Source organism: Blautia marasmi (assembly GCF_900258535.1).
GTDB classification, from domain to species: Bacteria; Bacillota; Clostridia; order Lachnospirales; family Lachnospiraceae; genus Blautia; species Blautia hominis.
This window is the reverse complement of the sequence record NZ_OIWX01000001.1, coordinates 3,002,431-3,022,522: the sequence shown is the minus strand read 5'-3', so window position 1 is coordinate 3,022,522 and position 20,092 is coordinate 3,002,431. Positions and strand designations below refer to the sequence as shown.

Below are 20,092 nucleotides of genomic sequence, written 5' to 3'. Positions count from 1 at the left end.
TCTCACCTCTTATGCCCTGCGGGCTGTAAGTTCACCATTTTCCACATCAATGACAATGGTGTCCTCTGTTCCCACATTGCCGGAGAGAATGAGTTTCGCAGTCAGTGTCTCCACGTATTTCTGCAGGTAACGTTTCAGAGGACGCGCGCCATAAATGGGGTCGTATCCGCCCTCAATAATATAATCTTTCGCCGCATCTGTCAAGCGCAAAGAGAGTTCCTGGTCCTTTAGCCTCCGGTTCAGATCCTCAACCAGCAGGTCCACAATACCGCCGATGTTCTCCTTGGTGAGCGGTTTGAACATGATGATCTCATCCAGACGGTTTAGGAACTCCGGACGGAAATGCACACGCAGGTCCTTGTCAACCATATCTCTGGCTTCCTGACTGATCTCACCGTTTGGTTCAATGCCGTCCAGAAGATAGGTGGAGCCCAGGTTGGATGTCATGATCAGGATGGTATTCTTAAAGTCAACGGTGCGGCCCTGAGAATCTGTGATACGGCCGTCATCCAACACCTGAAGCAGAACATTGAAGACATCCGGATGTGCCTTTTCTATCTCATCGAACAGGACTACGGAGTAAGGTTTTCTTCTGACAGCCTCTGTGAGCTGGCCGCCCTCCTCATATCCCACATATCCCGGAGGCGCTCCGATCAGACGTGACACGGAATATTTCTCCATGTACTCACTCATATCAATACGCACCATATTCTGCTCGTCATCAAACAAGGTGGCCGCCAGTGTCTTGGCAAGTTCTGTCTTACCTACACCCGTTGGTCCCAAAAACAGGAAGGAACCGATGGGCTTGCTGGGGTCTTTAATACCGGCTTTGGAGCGGATGATGGCGTCTGTTACTTTTTCCACGCCCTCCTCCTGACCGATCACACGTTTGTGCAGCTCTGCTGCCAGACCCAGGATCTTGGTCTTTTCGCCCTCCGTCAGCTTGGCAACCGGGATACCCGTCCAGCGGGAAATGATCCTTGCGATCTCCTCATCCGTGACACTCTCGTGTACCAGGGACAGATCCTGGTCCTTCACTTTCCCCTCCTCGATCTCTAACTGTTTCTGGAGCTTGGGAAGTTCGCCGTACTGAAGTCTTGCGGCTTCGTTCAGGTCGTAATTTCTCTGGGCAACCTGAATCTGTTTATTCATATCTTCAATCTGTTCCCGCAGTCTGGAAAGCTTTTCCACAGAGGATTTTTCATTGTCCCACTGGGCTTTCATTCCGTTAAATTCATCACGCAGCTCTGCCATATCCTTCTGCAGATCCACCAAACGGTCCTGGCTGAGGCGGTCGTTCTCTTTTTTCAGGGCAGCCTCCTCGATCTCCATCTGCATGATCCTTCTGCGCAGGTCATCCAGCTCTGTGGGCATGGAATCCAGCTCCGTCTTAATGAGAGCGCACGCTTCATCCACCAGGTCAATAGCCTTATCAGGCAGGAACCTGTCAGAAATGTAGCGGTTTGATAAGGTGGCTGCTGCTACCAGTGCACTGTCGGTGATCTTGACACCATGGAATACCTCGTAACGCTCTTTCAGGCCACGGAGAATGGAGATAGTATCCTCCACGGTCGGTTCGTCCACTGTTACCGGCTGGAACCGCCGCTCCAGGGCCGCGTCTTTTTCAATATACTGGCGGTATTCATCCAGAGTTGTGGCACCGATACAATGCAGTTCTCCTCTGGCCAGCATGGGCTTCAGCATGTTGCCTGCATCCATGGCACCATCTGTCTTTCCTGCGCCTACGATCAGATGCAGCTCGTCGATGAACAGGATGATCTGTCCTTCACTTTTTCTGACTTCCTCCAGCACTGCTTTCAGACGTTCCTCAAATTCGCCTCTGTATTTGGCGCCTGCTACCAGAGCACCCATATCCAGGGCAAAAATCTTCTTATCTTTCAGCCCCTCCGGCACATCGCCCTGAACGATCCGCTGTGCAAGGCCCTCTACAGCGGCGGTTTTACCAACGCCCGGCTCACCGATCAATACCGGGTTATTTTTTGTTTTTCTGGACAGAATACGAATGACATTACGGATCTCAGCATCTCTGCCGATAACCGGGTCAAGCTTCTGTTCTCTTGCTTTTTCCACCAGATCCTGGCCGTATTTGTTCAGTGTGTCATAGGTGGCTTCCGGATTGTCAGTAGTCACACGCTGGTTGCCCCGCACAGTGCTCAAAGCCTGCAGAAAGCGCTCCTTTGTGATTCCGTACTCCTGCCAGATTTTCTTCACGGACGGGCTTGGATTGTTGATAAGGGCCAGAAACAGGTGTTCCACGGAGACGTATTCATCTCCCATGGCCTTTGCCTCGTCCTCGGCGCTGACCAGAGCCTTATTCAGATACTGCCCGATATAAGGCTGACCCCCGGATACTTTTGTCCGGGCATTTAATGCTTTTTCTACATTATTCAGAAAGTGTTCTTTCTGGATCTCCATTTTTTCAATCAGTTTCAGGATCAAGCTGTCTTCCTGATGTAAAAGGTTGTATAGTAAATGCTCCTGTTCGACCTCCTGGTTGCCGAACTCGTAAGCTGTCTTTTCCAAGTCCTGAACTGCCTGAAGTGATTTCTGTGTAAATTTGCTGATGTTCATAAAATCCCTCCATTTCGAGATTTGAGCTGTTTGTTATTTGTTCTAGTGCTAATATAACACTAATTGTTAGCAGTGTCAAGAGGTGAGTGCTAATGTTTTCTGATTTTTTTTGCAAACCCTTTAAAATCAATGGTTTGCAACTATCTATTTCTCTTGAAATTGTCATTTTTTCTATTTTGACACCAATTTGACACCAATTTTTGTTTTTCTGGTGTCAGAAGTTTACTGCCATACTGTCCAGCTTCGCAATCTCACTTTCAATTCTTGCCCTATCGCCCAAATGGTTATACACTTCCATAGTCACATCAATGTGTGCATGACCCATGATATACTGTAATACTTTTATATCCATACGGCACTCTGCCATTCTGGTACAAGCTGTATGACGCATAATGTGAGCGGAAATTTTAGGAAGAAGTTCTACTTTGCGGTGTTCTTTCTTTGCTGACATTACTTCTGTTTTGTTGTAAGCGTCTACTATGTTATACAGTACATTGTTGACTGCACTCGGCATTAACGGTCTGCCTGTCTTTGCCATAAAAACAAACCCCTTATATCCATCTATCTCAACATCTTTACCTTTTCCAAGCATGAAATTGATTTTGCGCTGATCCTCAAACGCTTTTAGAACATCTTGCGTCATAGGAATGGTACGGACACCAGAATCTGTTTTCGGTGTAGATATATGAAAGCGACAGCCATCACCCAGATTTTTGTAAATGAGCTGATGATCTATGCTGACTGTCCTTGCTTTTGTATCTACATCTTTCCATGTAAGTCCAATCAATTCCCCACATCTTAACCCTGTACCGATCATAATTGTAAGCATAGGGTAATAGGCGTTGTAGACATTGTGCTTGTGCACAAACGCCAGCATTTTTTCCTGTTGGGGTATCGTCAATGCGGTACGTTTCTCTGCTGGTCTGCCATAATCACTGATAGAACCCTTTGCAGGATTTTTTCGGATAATATCATCATCAACTGCCATTTCCAATGCAGGGTATAGCATATTGTGAATGAATTTTATGGTAGAGTAGGCATATCCGGCCTTTGACAGCTTTGCGTAATACGCTTTTACGTGGGAGGGTAACATCTGTATGACCTTGATATTTCCTATTTCATCCTTTACACGGTTCTTCCAGATGTTAGTGTAATTCGTCCTTGTAGACTCTGCCAGTTCAAGGGTAGCCATGTACCTGCTGAACAATGTATTGAGCGTCATTTTCTTGATTGCTCCGTCAGTCAGAATGTTATCCTCCATATCCTTTGCAATCTGTTTTTCCTTTTCCCTCAATTCTGGTAAGTCCTGTGCGTAGACGGTAAGACGTTTACCTGTCCGAATATCTGTGTAGCGGTAACTGTATCTGCCATCACTTCGCCAGCTCTCGCCCTCTCTTAATTTTCTTCCTTTGTGGTCTTTTCTACTGTTTGCCATGAGAACCAATCCTTTCTGTTTAGCCTCCTTTTATGTTCTCACGACGTGGTTTGTCTACTAATAGTATAGCACAAATCACATAAAACATAAACGAAAAAAGGCTTATTCTTCAAGATATGACAAATAGTTTTTGACCTTTTCAACGGAATAAAGAACCCTACGTCCTATCACAATTTTAGCACCTGCCTGTTGTCCGATTTTCCTTGCGGTTGCATGTCCACAGGACAGCATAGCGGAAAGAGCTTCTATATCAACTGTAAGTGGCTGACTGGTATTTCTTTCTTTTGTCTTATTCATTTATCACAACCCCATTCACATCAATTTCTATGCTCGTAAAAGCGCACACTTCAGTATTGTTCATAATGCAGCACCTCCTTTGTTCTGTAAGTAAAGAAGCAGGCAGGCGGCTTTGGCAAGCTCCACTGGACTTTCACCATTCCCATTCTGATGGGTGAACCGTGTCATACGGGTGTATCATTATCCTGTGATTGCAGGTCATAGCAAAGCGACCATTCCATAAATCGCTTTCGGATCATTGCATGGTCGCTCGCTTTCTTATGGAAAGGTCATGGCGTACAATTTCCGCTGGCTCGCTGTATCACAAACGTACCTGTCTGCTTTATTCAATTTTCAAAGAACAGTAAAAGAGCTGAAATGAGGTGGTAGACACTCTCTGTTATATTTACTTCACTTTGACTTCAAACCCCAAGATTGCTTTAATCAATGCTGCCCGTATCCTGCCTTTCAGTTCCATATCAACCACGATATACATATTCCCGTGTTCGTCATAGAATGGGCGCAGGCTGGCTTTTGATATGTAAGCGTCATAGTGGTTCAAAATCTTTTCGATTGCCACCTCGTTACCGTCAGCCGCAGAGCTGATGGTCGAGAATGACGGGCACTTTTTTGTAGACTTCATCATGTTTTTATTCCTCCTCGTACATATCCTTAATGAGCTTTAATGTGTGCAGCCTGTTTCTACATACGGAAAATCGTTCCATTTCCATAACCTCTGCAATTTCAGCGTCGGTCATTTCAAGAAAGTAGGACATAAGCAGAATGTTACGTCGGCTTTCTGTTAATTCTTTGATAGCTTCACATAAGCGTTCATCATAGATACGGACTTCTGAACCAAATACATCAAATGACGTAAACTCAACGCAATACTCGTCCATGACACCGATCTGGTTTAACTCCATTTCAGATAATTCACAGAACGGCGTTTCACGTCTTGCACGCCTGCCAAGCTCTCGGTCATAGTTCTTTACAGTTCGTCCTACAACCTTGCGAGCCAGACAATCAAATTGAAGTCTGATAGCGTCCTCGAAAGAAGATGGTTTCATAATCTCACCTCCTTTCCAGCGAAAGTTGCTAAAGCGAAAAGGCTTCTACCTCTTTTCGCACTAACACTCACCGTGGGAGGTGGGATTTGATACCCAACCGCAAAAACTTTTTGAGAAAGTTTTATGCAGCAAAAAAGCACAAGGGCAATACGGACGTATTGATCTTGTGCTATGCAAATTATTCCTACTATATGATGTAAAAAACCATATACAGGAGCGTTATAATCCACACAAATTAAATGGATTTTTTTAACAAACTACCAATGGTCGAAAGTTGTCGAATATGTAAGTCTTTCATGCGGCTACCCCCTAAAGCCGCTAAAACAAAACCATCCAGTATGTTTGTCCACCGTTAGGCAAAAATAAAACGGCGGCTATATTAACCGTCGTCTTATTCAAAGGGGCGCAAAAAAGCGTTACTGCTGACAGCGGTTTTTTTTATTACCGCCAAGCAGCATATAAATTTGTTATTTGTCTATGCAATAGGAACTGATAAACCTTACAATACGTTTTACTGTACCTGTCACAAAATCTTTAGGAACAGTAAAATGTAGTGAGGTGATTAGTTATGCGTAAAACAGAAGATAAATACGATTTCAGAGCCTTTGGTCTTGCAATCAAAGCTGCAAGGATAAAACAAGGTCTGACCCGTGAACAGGTGGGAGCAAAAATTGAAATTGACCCACGCTATCTGACAAACATTGAGAATAAAGGGCAGCACCCAAGTTTACAGGTATTCTATGACCTCGTAACTTTACTCAATGTATCCGTTGATGAAATTTTTTTACCTGCCAGTGACAAAGTGAAGAACACTAGGCGCAGGCGGCTGGAACAGCAACTTAATACATTCAATGATAAAGATATGGTTATCATGGAAAGTGTCGCTGACGGTATCATCAAATCTAAGGAGGTGGAGGAAGATTAGTTCCTCCATTTTTATTGCAGAAATGGCAATAATTTATTAAAAATAATCTTATAAGCAGCAAAATTTATATGAGTACCGTCTATCGTATAATTTAGTTGAAGCTGTTTTTCTTTGTCACAAAACAAGTTGAAGAAATCCAGAAATTTGTATTTCTTTTGTATACAGAGCATTTCCAATTTCTCATTTGTATTTTTTAGTTTATCATTGTCTTTCCCAATCAACCATTCGTGATAGATTTTAGAATGTGAGGAAGTATTAACAGGCAACAATGATAAAATCAATATTTTAGTAGTACAGCTTTGCATTTTGATTAAGTCTGCAATTTGTATTATTCTCTTTGATACTTCTATTTCTGTATTATGTGGCACAATAGGCATAAAATCATTTGTACCTACCCATATAATAGCGGTATCGGGTTTTAATACATTTACTATATCATCCAACCGATTAATTACATCGTATGTGGTACTTCCAAATATCCCTCTATTCAATATTCTTTTTGATCCTTTATATAACTCATTAATTGGAAAATTTTCTGCTAAGGAATCACCAAACAGAACAATACCCCCCTTAGATAACTCTTGATTGACTTCCCTATAAAGGGTATATCTGTCATTTGCTAATTTTTTAATTAGTTTTGAGGTTTCATTCAATGATTGTTCCATTATGCATTGTCCTCTCCAATCAGTTTTAAAATATTACCACCGAGAATTTTCTCACTAATTTCATTGGATGGACTTACAAATTCTATAAGCTGTTTGCTCAACAAAGGTTCTCCATATGGAGCGTCTGAACTATACAGACATTTTTCGGGCAACTCGGTAACTGCCATTCGAGCAGCAAGCGTAGAAAAAGCTGCTGATAAATCAATATAAGCGTTCTGTACTGTTTTAGCAAAATCAATCACATCCATCCAGTGGTATCCTCCCATATGTCCGTATATGACTGGAACAGCAGGATATTTTTGTGTTAGTTCCATAAGATATTTAATCCCATTGGAAGTAACGGGATTGAATGTGTGTATCCAAATCGGTAAATATGGAAAACTTTCCAATGCCTTAAATACTGTTTCTAGCTGCTTTATTTGTTCATCAGAACCAGGAGTAAATTCACCTACCCCTTTTAAACCGTTAGACACAATCTGTTTTTTAATCCAATCAACGGTATCCTCTAACGATAATTCAAGCGGTACAGAACCAAATCCATAAAATCTGTCCGGATACTCATGTATCACCTGCATTACCTCGGAAATATTGTCTTTCATCCTTTGGATATTGGCTTCTCTGGTTGTAGAACCAGCTAAAATCTTATATAAGGCACCCATTTCACTTTTTAAATCTGAAAATGTAACAGCCCGCTCTGGATGGGGAGCTGTGCCAAATAAAATCGTTTTGTCCACTCCTGCTTCATCCATTTTTTTAATCTGAACTTCTGTTGGGAACATTAAATGTTCATGGCTATCAATAATCATAAAAATCATCCTTTCTCTGTATTGACATACTTGTTATAATAAAAGGGTATCATGTTCCAAAAACAGGAACAAGTACGCACATTTTTGATATACAGTATCTTTTTTGATATGTATCTCACTAGAGAAAGGATGATTATAAAATGGCTAAATCAGTTACCCCACATAACACATGCCCTATGGCGTTAGGTATCAATGTTTTAAGTGGAAAATGGAAGTTACAGATATTATGGAATATATACAGCAAGAAAATAATACGTTTTAATGAATTGCAGAGAGAGTTAGGGCATATAACCACAAAAACTTTGACCGACCAATTACGTGAATTGGAGGAACAAAAAATCATAAAAAGAACTGTATATCCAGAAGTTCCCCCAAAAGTTGAATACTCATTTACTGAATTGGGGCAGACATTGGAACCAGTCCTTAAATCGTTATGCGATTGGGGAACACAATACTTACATGAAATAAATGTAGAAGCAGAGTAAAAAAATAGTGTGCAAATCATTTATCTATGAAATGCACACATTTTTTATTTTAACTTTTCAAAGGAATTGACATAGTAACCTGTGCACCATGCGTTTTGTCTGAATTTTCCAGAAGTAGTTTCCCTCCATGTTGTTTTACTATGGAATCAACTATAAACAATCCCATACCAAAATGCAATTTCGATCCCCGGCTTTGATCATCCATATAAAATTTGTCTAAAGCATGTTTAAGACCCTCTTTAGTAAAACCACTGCCACAGTCTGTGAAAATAATTATCAGACTGTTTGAAATAACTTTAAGTTCTACATATAAAGTTGTATTTGATGGTGCATAATCGGTAGCATTAGCAACAATATTTGTTATAGCTCTCTCCATCGTTATTTTATCAATTACTAGATGTTCTGGAAGATCATTTTGCGTTACACTCAATACTATATTTTTACTTTTGCACAACATGTCTATCTGTAACAAAATATGAGTCCAGAAATCTGGGAAATACACATCTTCTTTTTTTAATTCATATCCTGTAATTGCCTTAGAAATATCTATCAGAATTTGAATGTACAATTTCATTTGTTCTGAACTTTCGCTTATATATTGCGTATAAAGTCTTTGTTCCTTATCCAGAACTGTATCAGCTAAAAGGTCTGCATTTCCCTGTATCATAGTTAAAGGTGTCTTTAAATCATGAGCCAAAGCGGAAATCTGTTCTTTTTGGGCTTGTTCTGCTTTCCATTGTTTTTCTAATGAACTCTTTAATTTATCACGCATATCGGCAAACGAAATCACTATATCATTAAACTCTTTAATAGAAGATTGTTGTATTTCAAAATTAAGATTTTGAGACGATATTTCTCCTGTGGCAGTTAATAATGGATTTAGCTGTGCTGCTAATTTTCGAGAAAATTTTGAAGTCATAATTACAAAAACAAGAATACTTCCAATGATGATGACGATACCTGTTAATATATCGGGGGCAGGAAAATGTTTGGCAAACCATTGGTTTGTATATTGAGAACCTATAAAATACTGGATAACACAATACTCATTCTCTCGAATTACTAAAAGGTATTGGCTATTGCCATTATGACCTAATTCCTCCCCTTTAGCAAAAGTAATGGCACGGCTTTTATCCTTGGTACTTTTCATATTGCTATATAGCTCATTGAAAGATTTGTCCAGTATTATATACTTACAACTGGTGGGCACAACTACTTTTGTAATATCTGGTGCAATCATCATTGTAGATTTTAATTCCTTTGCCTGTATTTCACTTTGATTTGCTCTTGTTACAAGTCCATTATTTGAAGCTATGAGAAGCGTCAAAAAAGGAATTGTAACAGCTAAGAACAATAGTAAAGATAACTTTATAATAAAATATCTAAAATAGGTTTTCAAAGTAGTTGTTTTATTTACTTCCATTTATAACCAATCCCCCAAACTGTCAGTATAGGCGACTCGATAAAGTCAGAAAACTTGTTTCTTATGTTCATGATATGTGTTGGGATCGTCGAATTATCACTTTCTCCATTTAAGCTAAAAACAGCTTCATATATCTGCTCTTTTGAAAAAACCTGCCCTTTATTCTTTGCAAGAAATTCACAAATCATAAATTCACTTCTCGTTAATGGAACAGACTTTCCTTTAATCAGAATTTCTTTGGCAGACAAATTCAAAGTAACATCTCCAAAATTCAGTGAGTGATTTTTTTCCCGTTTTTCTCGTCTTAAATGAGCGTTTACACGTCCACGCAATTCCGCAATGCGAAAGGGTTTTGTCAAATAATCATCCGCACCTATACCCAATCCGTAAAGCACATCACTTTCTAAGGTCTTTGCTGTCAAAAATAAAATCGGACAGTCAACAGTAGCTCGTATTTTTTTACAGAATGAAAATCCATCTATATCGGGCATCATCACATCTAAAATAATTAAATCATAATAAGATAAATTATTTACAGATACCTGTGTCGCTGATGTATAGGCAGAAATAACATGGTTATCCTTTTGAAGTCCATTTTTAATCAGTTCCAAAATGCCAGCTTCATCATCTATCACTAAAATCTTAGCCATTCAAAACACCTCCATCGCCAGTATAAAGGAAATCAACTAGAAATTCTATCATAAATCTATAGAAGCAACAAAATATTTATTATTTATGTTGACAGCTATCTTTTTATCTACAGATGTATCCTTGATTTGATAAACATAACCATAACTCATAGTTTCTCCATTTACACTCTCTAACCGCTTTGATATTTGCCCTATTTCTTTATCAAGATCGGAATATTCAACAGTTTCCTCCGTAATCAAATACGAAACGCCATCAATACGGAGTATCTCGTAATTTGTAGGGTCTAATTCCACATATGGAAGTGTAGCATTTAGTTGCTTATTCTTCTCTGCCGTATCATGCAGCCTACATGCATATAAACATAGTGGCACTATTAAAAGTATAGATACCATTAGTACAGCTCTCAAAACTATTTTTTTCTTACTCATTTTCTTTCGCTCCCTCCCAGTAATGAAACCATACCAAGCTGAACACAGTAAGTAATATTGCAAAGCCCACTAGCAACATCAGCCCAGTTTTAAACGAAGCCGAAATATAGACAATCATATCTGGATTTATATATTCAATCATGCAGTAGTCCATAAACCTAACCCCCCACGCCCACGGAATAAACTGCCAGACATTATCACCTAAACCTGTGAGCATAAGGGCAGATATTAAGCTCCCAACAATCCCTAACCCCATTGTTACGCTTTTTCCGAACATCAAACCGAGAAGCAGCGATAACAAATATATAGGCAATATGGACAGTAATAAATATTCCAAAGCCTTTATATATATGGCTAATGGCATGACAGGATATAGTGCATGAAACACGCCAAAACAAATGATTACAGAGATAGCCGCTAATAGTAAAAGATATGCTATTTTGCTGATATATATAGTGTTTCTGTGCAGGCTGCTTAACATTTGCTGAAAATGACCAGCTTGATTTTCAATCTGGATCACTAATCCTACGACAATTCCCACTAGGAAAGGAAAGAGTATAGCGACAGCTTGAAAAAATACACTCACATTTTCTTCAGGTGTCCATCCTGATATACGGAAGTAACCTGCAAATACGAATGCTCCTATCAGTGGAAAAATAAGATGTATAAATAATAGCGGCGAATGTTTGCTCTTTATCATTTCAGCATGAACATATCTTATAAAATTACTCATTTCTATCTTACCTCCTGTCGTGAAAAAGCATGAGCGGTCATTTTTGTAAGCAAAACAAACAATAAAATCGCTATTATTAATATTACAAAAATTAAAATTATAGGTACATATAATTCAGAGTTTAAGGCTGGCTCCCCATTTGGCAAGATATTTAAAGTGCAAACCATTAAACGTGGCACCCAGCTATACGGACATAACAACCAAATATCCATATTACTTAGTAATGCACCCAAAACAAAACTCAAAGCTACATTAAAAATCAAAGTGCCGAATATCCCTATCTTTTTTATAAACCAAAGGCAAAAAGGAATATTCCAAAGACTCGCTATAATAATGCAGAGAGTACCTGTAATTGCCTGCAAGATACTTACTTTCATTGGAATATCGTAAATAAGATATATCATATATCCACCAACAAGGTTTAATACCATAAATAATACATTGGATACAATCATATAAATCGAACACAGAAAAATCTTTCCGTACCATACTTTTTCAAGGTTAATTGGAAGTGGGAAAATCGCTCTATATTTTAATTTGCCACTATCTCTTTGCATTACCAGAGTACAAAGCAGAGTAACAAGTCCTGTATGCAAAAGAATATACCACCAATTATATGAGTTCTGTTGATACCATATAGGAGCAAAAACATTTAAAAGTATCGTTATTATTGGTGCCAACCAAATTAACTTTTTTGCAAAAGTATTTTTCTGTTTAAGATTTTCGGCAGCGATATAGTTCAACATTAGAAATCACCCCCTTGTGTTCGACGTACTATGTCCATAAATAACTGTTCCAAATCTTCATTTTTATCTATATGTCCTTCATATCCAAGAACACCATTAGCAATAATACCTATATCATCAGCAATCAACTGTACTTCTGATAAAATATGACTTGACAATATAACAGTAATCCCTTTTTCTGGAAATGAACGGATAAGTCCACGTAATTCTTGTATTCCAATAGGGTCTAACCCATTGGTCGGTTCATCTAATATTAATAACTTTGGATTATTCAATAATGCAATAGCAATCCCTAATCTTTGTTTCATCCCCATAGAAAATTGTCCAGCTTTTTTGTTGCCTGTATTTTTTAAATCTACTATCTTTAATACTTCTTCTATTCTGGCATAAGGAAGATTAAGCAAAGTTGCCCTTACTTGCAGATTATCAATGGCTGTTAGGTTTTCATAAAGCGGCGGTGTTTCAATCAATGCGCCTATCTGCTCTAAATCTTTTCTGCTCCATGTATGTGTGTCAAAGAAAATCGTACCATTTGTAGGATGTAACATACCTGTAACCATTTTTAACAGAGTGGATTTTCCTGCACCGTTTGGTCCTAACAATCCATACACCGTATTTTCTCGTACATGTAGTGAAACACTTTTCACTGCTTTTTGCTTTTTGAATGTTTTACATAACATCGAAGTTTCTAATAAAATCTTCATTTTGTTTCCTCCTAATTTGATTTCTAAATTAAGGATAAAAAATGATTTTCAAGATTTTATAAAGATTTATTATTTTTTTACAGCGTGTAAGTCCTATGTGAGAAATACACGCTGTTGTCACTTTATTTTACAATCTTCCAGTTCCCATCTATTTCAGCCAGTACCAAGTCAAATTGTGAAATCTGTGCCGCCTTTGTCCTCTGGTCGAGATACTTCACCGATACCGACACCTTGACCTTATCCCCATCCATTGTAAACAGCGGATTGATTAGCTCGGAATACAGATAATCAGTGTTTACAGGCTTTAGTGCATTGCCAGCCACATAGTAGGAAAGCTCCTTGTCCGTAGCCGCCGGATACAGCTTGAAGAATGTTTCCAAGAACTCGGTCACTTCCTCTGTGGTGGCAGCGTCCACCGTTCCGTCACTTTCCGCTGCCTTTGGTTCATAGCCGGATTTTGCTGGTATCTTACTGATGGTGGGGTTCTTTGTAATTACCATGTTCCCGTCACTGTCCACATAAACCACCACCGTGTAAGCAGCAGTATTACGGCTGATCTGGTCGCCCTCTGTGATAGTCTGATCGACCGAATAGAGGACGGTATACCCGTCTGTGCCAGCCTGTTCCAAGTTCCAGATTTTCACCTCGTTCACCGCAGAGCTGGTGGGAATATCGCTTCTCACCGTGTCCACATTCAAATCCTGCAAGCTCTTTGTTAGATACTGGCTGATGGCTTTTGTCCTTGCTTCAATGGCTTCTTTGTTATTCCCCCATGAATAATAGGCTTTTGCAAAGTCCTTGACAAAATTTTCAATCTTGTTGGTATCCACGATACGCTGCTCTATGATCTCTTTCTCATGGACGGTGTGCATATCAATGGCGGTGAAATTCTTATATACCCCGAAGCTGACGCTGGCAATCAGCACCAGCCACAGGGCAATCACGGATTTCTTGTGCGTTCCTGCTTTTAGAACACGCACTTTTTTCGTCTTGTTGGGTTTTGCTTCTTTCTCTTTTTTCTTAAATCTCATAGTTACCATTTCCTTTCTGTCTTAGTTGGATTTCACACGTCCAGCACCAATGATGTGTTGCTGCCAGTACGAAGTGTTAAGGTCTTCATAGCCAATCGGATTGCCAGCGTGATACATACGGTTATTTCCTGCATATATGCCGACGTGTGTTACATAGGTTCCGGCATTGTAGGTACTGTGGAAGAATACCAAATCACCAGCTTTCGCCTGTGACAGTGGGATGTGCTGTGTTGCGTCGTACTGGTCTTGCGCCACCCTCGGCAGGCTGATACCAGCCTTTCCATAGCACCACTGCACCAGACCGCTGCAATCAAAGCTGGTGTTCGGGTTATCGCCCCCAAACACATACGTCCAGCCTTGATATTTGAGAGCTTCATTGAAAATTGCCTGTACCGTGGCGTTGTTGAAATTAGGCACTGCCAGATATTGCGCCACCAGACGGACGTAAAACATATTTCCGTACTTGTACCGCCAGCCGCCATTTTCCTTGATGGAGATTTCATTTTTATAATTCACCTTGACACCGCCGGATTTCTCCCTTGCGAAGCTGACCGCCAGTTCAAAGGTATACTTTTTCCCGTGGCTTGCCACATAATCAATAAAACCGCCGCCATAGTTGTAGCTCTGGACGACGGTGTTTATATCACAGCCTTTCGCTTTTGCCAAAGCAAGCAGAGAAGCAAAATATTTACATCCCTGTTCAATGGACTGCTCTGTTCCTAAAGAGTTGGGCGGCAGACCTAAAGACTCGCTGGACTGCATAACGTCCACTGCTGTGCCGCCGGACTCCACCTGCATGATGGCAAGCAGGTAATTCACATAGTCTGAAATGCCGTATTGCTTCGCATACTTCTCCACGGTCGGCTGGTGTTTTAAGACCTCTGCTGATAGGTTCATCCCCGAATAGTCAAAGCCGGAACTGCCGCCGCTTTCCTCGTCGTCTGCTGTGACAATAAACAGAAACAACAGCAGGCTGATAATCACCGTGAAAATCCCACCAAGCAGTGCTAAATGCCGCAGCTTCATTTTTTCCGTCCTTTCTTTGTGTTGTGGGTGGAGGACTTTTTCACGGTATTACGCTGGATATTTCGGCTCGTTTTTTGTACCGTGGTCTGACGGACAGCATTAGTTCCGGCAGGAACAGGCTCTTTTATCTGTGCCTTTGTTAGTTCTTTGACCGTCTGTGGACGTGCCGCAGACTCCCGTACCACTTGCGTGCGCTGTTCCTGTGGTTTTGCCGCTGGCTCTCTGCCTTTTGTGTGCGGCGGCTTCTCATAGCTTTCTCTGGATACTGCCGCCGGACGTTCCTTGCTGGTCGGCTCTGTCTTAGGGGCAGCACCTTTCGCAGCGGTCGCCTGTGGTAGTGTTACGCCGGATACAGGCGTTGTGGCTGGTCGCTCATGGACAGGGGCAGCACCTTTTACCGCTGATCCTATCGGCTTTGCCTTTTCCATTGCCATCCGTTTTTCCGCTATGGTCTGCCTGTGGCTGTCCTGCCTTGCCGCCCGTCCTTGCTGACGGGTGGTTTTTTCCTCCACCATGCCACGCTTGAAGTCGGACACGTTTTCCTTTGCCCGTTCTTTCACGGAATGAACGGCGTATCCAGCCTGTATCGGCATATCTTTCACCTGTTCTTTAACGGACTGTGCCCTGTCCTTGACTCTCTGCTTTGTATCCAGCACCGCACCCACCTTAGAGCCAGCACGCTTGCCAAAAGTAGCAGTATCCCCGGACTGCCCGGTATCGTGATTGGGGCGGCTGCCTGTGGCGTGGTTCTGTCTGTCCGCAGATTTCCTTGTATCGGGTTTACGGCTGCCAGAAGCCACCGCAGCACCCACCGCACCGCCAGCCATGCCAGCGGCTAACGTCCTGCCGACACGACGCTCCATGCGTCTTGCTCCACGGTTTAAGAGCATATAAGGTCGCCGGAAGATACGCCTGCCGACCTGCTGTGCGTCGCCGGACTGCAAACTGAACATTCCCATCAAATCGCCTAGCTTGAAATAAATACCTGCAAAGGTGACGATCTGCAAAAAGGCAATCATAAAGAACGGGTAGCCTGCCGAGATAGAGTAGAACATGGTACTCACGCTAAAGGCGGCGGTGATAATGAGGGTAATGCCTGCCCTCATCATGATGGTGTTGAACAGCTTTGTGATGGCTTTCTTTGCCATCCCCTCATAGGAGGGTATCATGGACAGGATAAAGCTCACAGGCAGGAACATGGCATAGATAATAAACAGCACTTGTGAGAAAATCATCATGCCCGTAAGCAGGAATACAAAGACGGAAATACCGATATTGAACAGGAACAAAAAGACCACCGTTCCCAAGCGGTTCATGGTCTTTGTGACGCTCATGTTCGGGTTGTCCTTGTCCTCAATTTCAGCAATCACCGTATCCTCTCTGGTGTCGGTGTCTGGACTGGCAGAGAGCAGGCTTTCCATACGGTCTGCACCCAAGTCCTCCATATCGGAGCTGCCGTACTGCAATAACAGCCACGGCTGCTGCACCTGTATGGAAAACAGGCTATCCCGTATCAAGTCAACACTGTCTTTCCCTTGACTGTCGGAGTTTGGGAGAGTGATTTTCGTACCCAGTGACAGTGCCGCACTGCTGATGTCCGAAGAAAAATCATTGATTTTCGTAATGTAGTTGGGAGCGTAGGCGATAAAGGACGCTGACAGGACGAACACAACAAGGAAGTTGACGACTGCATGGACAGCCTTTGTGGTTTCCCTCTTGATAAGTCCTGTGTACGCCACGTAGATACCCACCAGCAACACAAGGATAAGCAGGAAACCCACGTAAAACCCCTGTGTGGAAAAGCCGCCTGCATTTACTCCGGCAAGAGTCTGGATGTTTGTTCCGATTGCGTTTGCGGTATCGGAAATAAAGTCCAGCTTGTAGGCTTCCTGCACCACATATCCTGTGGCGTTGGAGATATACATACTCACCGTCCAGACAAAGTTGGTGACGGCATACAAGCCGTACTGGATACTCTTGCCGATACCGTCCAGCCAGTTCCAAGGCAGCCAGTCCCATGAGCTGTCCACGTAGAAGTCAAGCTGGTAGTTTTCCAGCGGATACTTAGAATACTGGTTGGCAGCGTCCACCGTGTCGTCCACCAATCCGGCGGCATGAGCCACCGTACCTGTAATAGATAAAAAAGTGAGGATACCCACAATGACTAAGAGGGTGATACCTGCATAGCGCAGGATTTTATGTTTACGCATAGGCTTCACCTCGTTTCTTCTGTCTGGATTGGCGGTCTGGTGTCAAAGGCGTGGTACAGGTCGGCAAAGACGGGATGTATCTGGATCACGCCCACCCGGCCGTAGAGGTCTTGAAACAGGCATTGCCCGTTCTCCAAATCCCGTAACCGCTTCTGGTTGTTCTCGTCGTCTTTGTCCACCCCGAAAAATTCAAGGGTGTTCTTGATCTCGCTGAAGTCCGTGGAGCGGAACGCAAATTTTAGACCGATATTGTTTTTCATTTTTTCGTCGTCCACGTCGCCGGAGTTCTGTGTCACAAAATAAACGGCGGCGTTCATGGAGCGTCCGGCACGTATCAGCTTGTTGGACAGAGCCTTGCCCTGTGCCACCTGTAAGAACGTCCACGCTTCGTCTAAATCCACCATCTTGAAAATGCTCCGGTCAGAGTGGATATAGTCGAGGGCAAAGGTACTGATAACGATAAGCATAGCCACGGAGAGCAGTTCCATTGTGGTATATTCTTCAAACTTCGTGTCACGGTCTGGCAGCACCAAATCAGCCACCTGTATGATGTTGAGCTGCTTATCTAAGCTAATGGATTGTTCCACCGTACCGTCGGAAAAGAGCAGGTGGGAAAAGTCGTAGTCCACCATGCTCTCGATATGTTCCGCTATGTTGTTGGCAACAGGCGTGTCCTCTTTCCGCAGCTCGTCAATGACGCACAAAAGACCTCGCCTTTTGCCCTGTGTGACAGAGCGGATTGCCTTTCTAAGTACAGGGAACTTGTCACCGTCACGGGAGGATATACCCGTAAGAAATGTTAAAATATCAATGGCAAGGCTTTCAGCGTCTTTTAGGTTCTTCATAATCACGTAAGGGTCAAGCAGTCCTTTGTTCCTTGCTTCGCTGGTAAGGTTCACGATATTGATTTCGTGTGCAATCTCCGGCAGCGTTTCTTTCCAGTTCCCACGCTCGGATTTTGGGTCTACAATGACCGCACTGCCGCCGAACAGCACCGCATAGTAGACAATGAGGTTATTGCAAAAGGACTTACCGCCCCCAAGTGAGCCAAGGAACGCAGCCGCCAGCGCATTTGTGACAGAGCCTTTGACTCCCTGTGCCGCAAGGCTCGGTTTTAAGTACACATTTCTGCCCGTGTCAAGGTTATAGCCGATATAGATACCGTCGCTTTCCCCTAACTGCTGTGTCGCACCAAAGCCAAGACCTGCCAGAAAATCACTTGTCACGTACTGGATATAGTCATTGATATACCGCTTGCTGGCAGGAAGAAATTCACCATGCAGACCAAGCATATCCCCGAACGGGCGCACCAGCTTTACATTGAGGTCGTCGTAAAAGTCCTTTACCTCGTCGCAACGGCGTTTCAGCTCGTCTAAACTGTCAGCCGCCACATGCACCACGTAAGACAGCTTATACATGGACTCTTTGGACTGGTCTAAGGTGGTTTCCAGCTCATTTACAGAGTCCAGAGCGTCCACCACGTTGTTGCTGGTTTCGTTGTTGGACTCCCAAGCGTGGTTGTCCAAGTCTTTCAATTCCTTTTTCTTATTGCGAACCGTCGTCAATGCTTTCTTGTTGGTGACGATTTCTACATTCATGGACGTGGACACGGGAAACGTGAATTGTTGCTGCTGATAGTAGAAGATTTCCGAAGATGGAAAATCCAGCTCCCCGACGATATTGTTGATGGTGAAGTAGGCGGCATAGGTCGTCTGTTCCTCACTGTCCAGCTTTAAGTACCTCTGGTTCTCCGTAATCTGGCAGCGTGTCGGACGGATAAGGTCGTACCGCTTCACCAGCGTTTCTTTTTTCAGCTTCTTTACCGGGAAGTCGTAGGCATAGTCCTCATAGGCAACACCTGTTTTCCCGTAAATATGCTCGATTAGGTAGCCGAAGTCGTGCTTTTCTAATCGCCGGATTTTAAAGCGGCGGGAGATTTTGCTCTCCAAGAGCTTCTCCATCTTTTGGAAACGGGCAATTTCATCATTGCTCATAGACACAAAATCCCCCATGAGCTGATGGTTGACCTCGTACAGAAAGTCGGAAAAGGTCATGGCAGCGGACTTTCCGGCGTGCTTCAAGCTGATTTCTTCCTCGTTCACCAGCAGCTTGAAGCCAAGAAAAAAGCGGTAGTCAATCTGATTTTCCCCAATCATCTCAACCAGCGCTTCGGTCTGTTCATCTATCTTTGCACAAGCCACCTCACGGAGCCGGCCTGTGACCTCTTTTTTGGAGCGTTCCTGTGTCTGCCGGATACTGGACTCGGTACTGATCTGCAAGGCGTGTATCTTCCCGTCACGGTTCTGTGCGATTAGCTGCCGGAAGTTGTCATGCACCATGTACTTTTCCTCCGGCGACAGGAACGAATAATTGTAGGGTATCAGCTCATAGTAGGCAAAGCACTCCCCGTCATGGTTGAACACCAGATTGTTTTCGATATATTTAATGGGGAACATACACATCACTCCTAACTGCCGTTATGGCTGTATTCAATAGTTCCGTTTTCAGCTTCACCGCTTTTCCGGCGTAGGTCACTTTGGGGCGCAGCAGGTAGCTGATACTGGACTTTAGGAAACCGTATGGCTTCTTTCCGTCAAAGGTTTTCTGGCTCATGAACCACGTCACCGCCACGGGGATACCAAAGTATTTGAGGAACGCCCCGTCAATCATATTTAAGGGCGGCAGCTCCGCAAATACGATCACCGCAAACAGGGATACCACGAACCATGCCATCTGTGTAAATGTGATGGGGAACGGGAGCTGAAAGTCATTGATAGCGTAAATGACCTTTTCCACGCTCCAAATGCTGGTATAGCTTCTTATTTTCTTCAATGTTTTGTACCATTCCTTTCTTCTAAAATGGAAACAGCAGCCTGCATTTCACAGACT

The 20,092-nt window shown here is 42.7% G+C and carries 20 protein-coding genes; 2 read left to right on the top strand and 18 right to left on the bottom strand.

Annotated features, from left to right (window positions below; genetic code table 11):
• Positions 1 to 9: 9 nt before the first annotated feature.
• The 5 genes from clpB to C6P39_RS13030 all read right to left on the bottom strand — a co-directional run bounded on the left by clpB (position 10) and on the right by C6P39_RS13030 (position 5,370).
• Positions 10 to 2,592, bottom strand: a complete 2,583-nt coding sequence (gene clpB, locus C6P39_RS13055) for an ATP-dependent chaperone ClpB (protein WP_095172313.1) — start codon at positions 2,590 to 2,592, stop codon at positions 10 to 12.
• Positions 2,593 to 2,806: 214 nt separating this feature from the next.
• Positions 2,807 to 4,027: a site-specific integrase gene (locus tag C6P39_RS13050; RefSeq protein WP_104804059.1), complete on the bottom strand. Its 1,221-nt coding sequence runs from the start codon at positions 4,025 to 4,027 to the stop codon at positions 2,807 to 2,809.
• Positions 4,028 to 4,129: 102 nt separating this feature from the next.
• Positions 4,130 to 4,324: a hypothetical protein gene (locus C6P39_RS13045; RefSeq protein ID WP_104804058.1), complete on the bottom strand. Its 195-nt coding sequence runs from the start codon at positions 4,322 to 4,324 to the stop codon at positions 4,130 to 4,132.
• Between the two features lie 385 nt (positions 4,325 to 4,709).
• Positions 4,710 to 4,949 (bottom strand): helix-turn-helix domain-containing protein, encoded by a 240-nt coding sequence (locus C6P39_RS13035; protein WP_104804057.1) that lies wholly within the window; start codon positions 4,947 to 4,949, stop codon positions 4,710 to 4,712.
• A gap of 4 nt (positions 4,950 to 4,953) precedes the next feature.
• Positions 4,954 to 5,370: a sigma factor-like helix-turn-helix DNA-binding protein gene (locus C6P39_RS13030; RefSeq protein WP_104804056.1), complete on the bottom strand. Its 417-nt coding sequence runs from the start codon at positions 5,368 to 5,370 to the stop codon at positions 4,954 to 4,956.
• A gap of 568 nt (positions 5,371 to 5,938) precedes the next feature.
• Between C6P39_RS13030 and C6P39_RS13020 the strand changes: the two genes are divergently transcribed.
• Positions 5,939 to 6,295 (top strand): helix-turn-helix domain-containing protein, encoded by a 357-nt coding sequence (locus C6P39_RS13020; RefSeq protein WP_104804055.1) that lies wholly within the window; start codon positions 5,939 to 5,941, stop codon positions 6,293 to 6,295.
• Positions 6,296 to 6,306: 11 nt separating this feature from the next.
• Here the strand turns inward: C6P39_RS13020 and C6P39_RS13015 are convergent, their stop codons facing one another.
• Together C6P39_RS13015 and C6P39_RS13010 are read right to left on the bottom strand one after the other, a co-directional pair.
• Positions 6,307 to 6,960, bottom strand: a complete 654-nt coding sequence (locus C6P39_RS13015; RefSeq protein ID WP_104804054.1) for an SGNH/GDSL hydrolase family protein — start codon at positions 6,958 to 6,960, stop codon at positions 6,307 to 6,309.
• Positions 6,960 to 7,766, bottom strand: coding sequence for an amidohydrolase family protein (locus C6P39_RS13010; RefSeq protein ID WP_104804053.1), 807 nt, complete (start codon positions 7,764 to 7,766; stop codon positions 6,960 to 6,962). The genes C6P39_RS13015 and C6P39_RS13010 overlap by 1 nt, the downstream gene beginning before the upstream one ends.
• 140 nt (positions 7,767 to 7,906) lie before the next feature.
• Here C6P39_RS13010 and C6P39_RS13005 point away from each other — a divergent pair, with 140 nt between their 5' ends.
• A complete protein-coding gene (locus tag C6P39_RS13005) occupies positions 7,907 to 8,251 on the top strand; it encodes a winged helix-turn-helix transcriptional regulator (RefSeq protein ID WP_104804052.1) in 345 nt (114 codons plus the stop codon).
• A 49-nt stretch (positions 8,252 to 8,300) separates the two neighbouring features.
• Here C6P39_RS13005 and C6P39_RS13000 read toward each other — a convergent pair whose 3' ends face one another.
• From C6P39_RS13000 to C6P39_RS12950, 11 genes are all read right to left on the bottom strand, one after another.
• Positions 8,301 to 9,674 (bottom strand): sensor histidine kinase, encoded by a 1,374-nt coding sequence (locus C6P39_RS13000; RefSeq protein WP_104804051.1) that lies wholly within the window; start codon positions 9,672 to 9,674, stop codon positions 8,301 to 8,303.
• On the bottom strand, positions 9,665 to 10,324 hold the full coding sequence (locus C6P39_RS12995) for a response regulator transcription factor (protein WP_104804050.1): 660 nt from the start codon (positions 10,322 to 10,324) through the stop codon (positions 9,665 to 9,667). Before C6P39_RS12995 ends, C6P39_RS13000 begins: the two co-directional genes overlap by 10 nt.
• A gap of 48 nt (positions 10,325 to 10,372) precedes the next feature.
• Entirely contained in the window at positions 10,373 to 10,753 is a 381-nt protein-coding gene (locus C6P39_RS12990) for a NisI/SpaI family lantibiotic immunity lipoprotein (protein WP_242987038.1), read from the bottom strand.
• On the bottom strand, positions 10,746 to 11,486 hold the full coding sequence (locus C6P39_RS12985; protein WP_104804049.1) for a lantibiotic immunity ABC transporter MutG family permease subunit: 741 nt from the start codon (positions 11,484 to 11,486) through the stop codon (positions 10,746 to 10,748). The genes C6P39_RS12990 and C6P39_RS12985 overlap by 8 nt, the downstream gene beginning before the upstream one ends.
• 2 nt (positions 11,487 to 11,488) lie before the next feature.
• A complete protein-coding gene (locus tag C6P39_RS12980) occupies positions 11,489 to 12,232 on the bottom strand; it encodes a lantibiotic immunity ABC transporter MutE/EpiE family permease subunit (RefSeq protein WP_104804048.1) in 744 nt (247 codons plus the stop codon).
• A complete protein-coding gene (locus C6P39_RS12975) occupies positions 12,232 to 12,936 on the bottom strand; it encodes a lantibiotic protection ABC transporter ATP-binding protein (RefSeq protein ID WP_104804047.1) in 705 nt (234 codons plus the stop codon). The genes C6P39_RS12980 and C6P39_RS12975 overlap by 1 nt, the downstream gene beginning before the upstream one ends.
• A gap of 122 nt (positions 12,937 to 13,058) precedes the next feature.
• The gene (locus tag C6P39_RS12970) at positions 13,059 to 13,967 is read right to left on the bottom strand and encodes a conjugal transfer protein (RefSeq protein ID WP_104804046.1); all 909 of its coding nucleotides are present in this window, start codon (positions 13,965 to 13,967) and stop codon (positions 13,059 to 13,061) included.
• A 21-nt stretch (positions 13,968 to 13,988) separates the two neighbouring features.
• Complete coding sequence (locus C6P39_RS12965) at positions 13,989 to 14,993, bottom strand: bifunctional lytic transglycosylase/C40 family peptidase (protein ID WP_104804045.1); 1,005 nt, start codon at positions 14,991 to 14,993, stop codon at positions 13,989 to 13,991.
• The gene (locus tag C6P39_RS12960) at positions 14,990 to 17,203 is read right to left on the bottom strand and encodes a CD3337/EF1877 family mobilome membrane protein (RefSeq protein WP_104804044.1); all 2,214 of its coding nucleotides are present in this window, start codon (positions 17,201 to 17,203) and stop codon (positions 14,990 to 14,992) included. Before C6P39_RS12960 ends, C6P39_RS12965 begins: the two co-directional genes overlap by 4 nt.
• 5 nt (positions 17,204 to 17,208) lie before the next feature.
• A complete protein-coding gene (gene tcpF / locus C6P39_RS12955; RefSeq protein WP_104804043.1) occupies positions 17,209 to 19,659 on the bottom strand; it encodes a conjugal transfer ATPase TcpF in 2,451 nt (816 codons plus the stop codon).
• Positions 19,646 to 20,035, bottom strand: coding sequence for a conjugal transfer protein (locus C6P39_RS12950; protein ID WP_002592290.1), 390 nt, complete (start codon positions 20,033 to 20,035; stop codon positions 19,646 to 19,648). The genes tcpF and C6P39_RS12950 overlap by 14 nt, the downstream gene beginning before the upstream one ends.
• Positions 20,036 to 20,092: the final 57 nt, after the last annotated feature.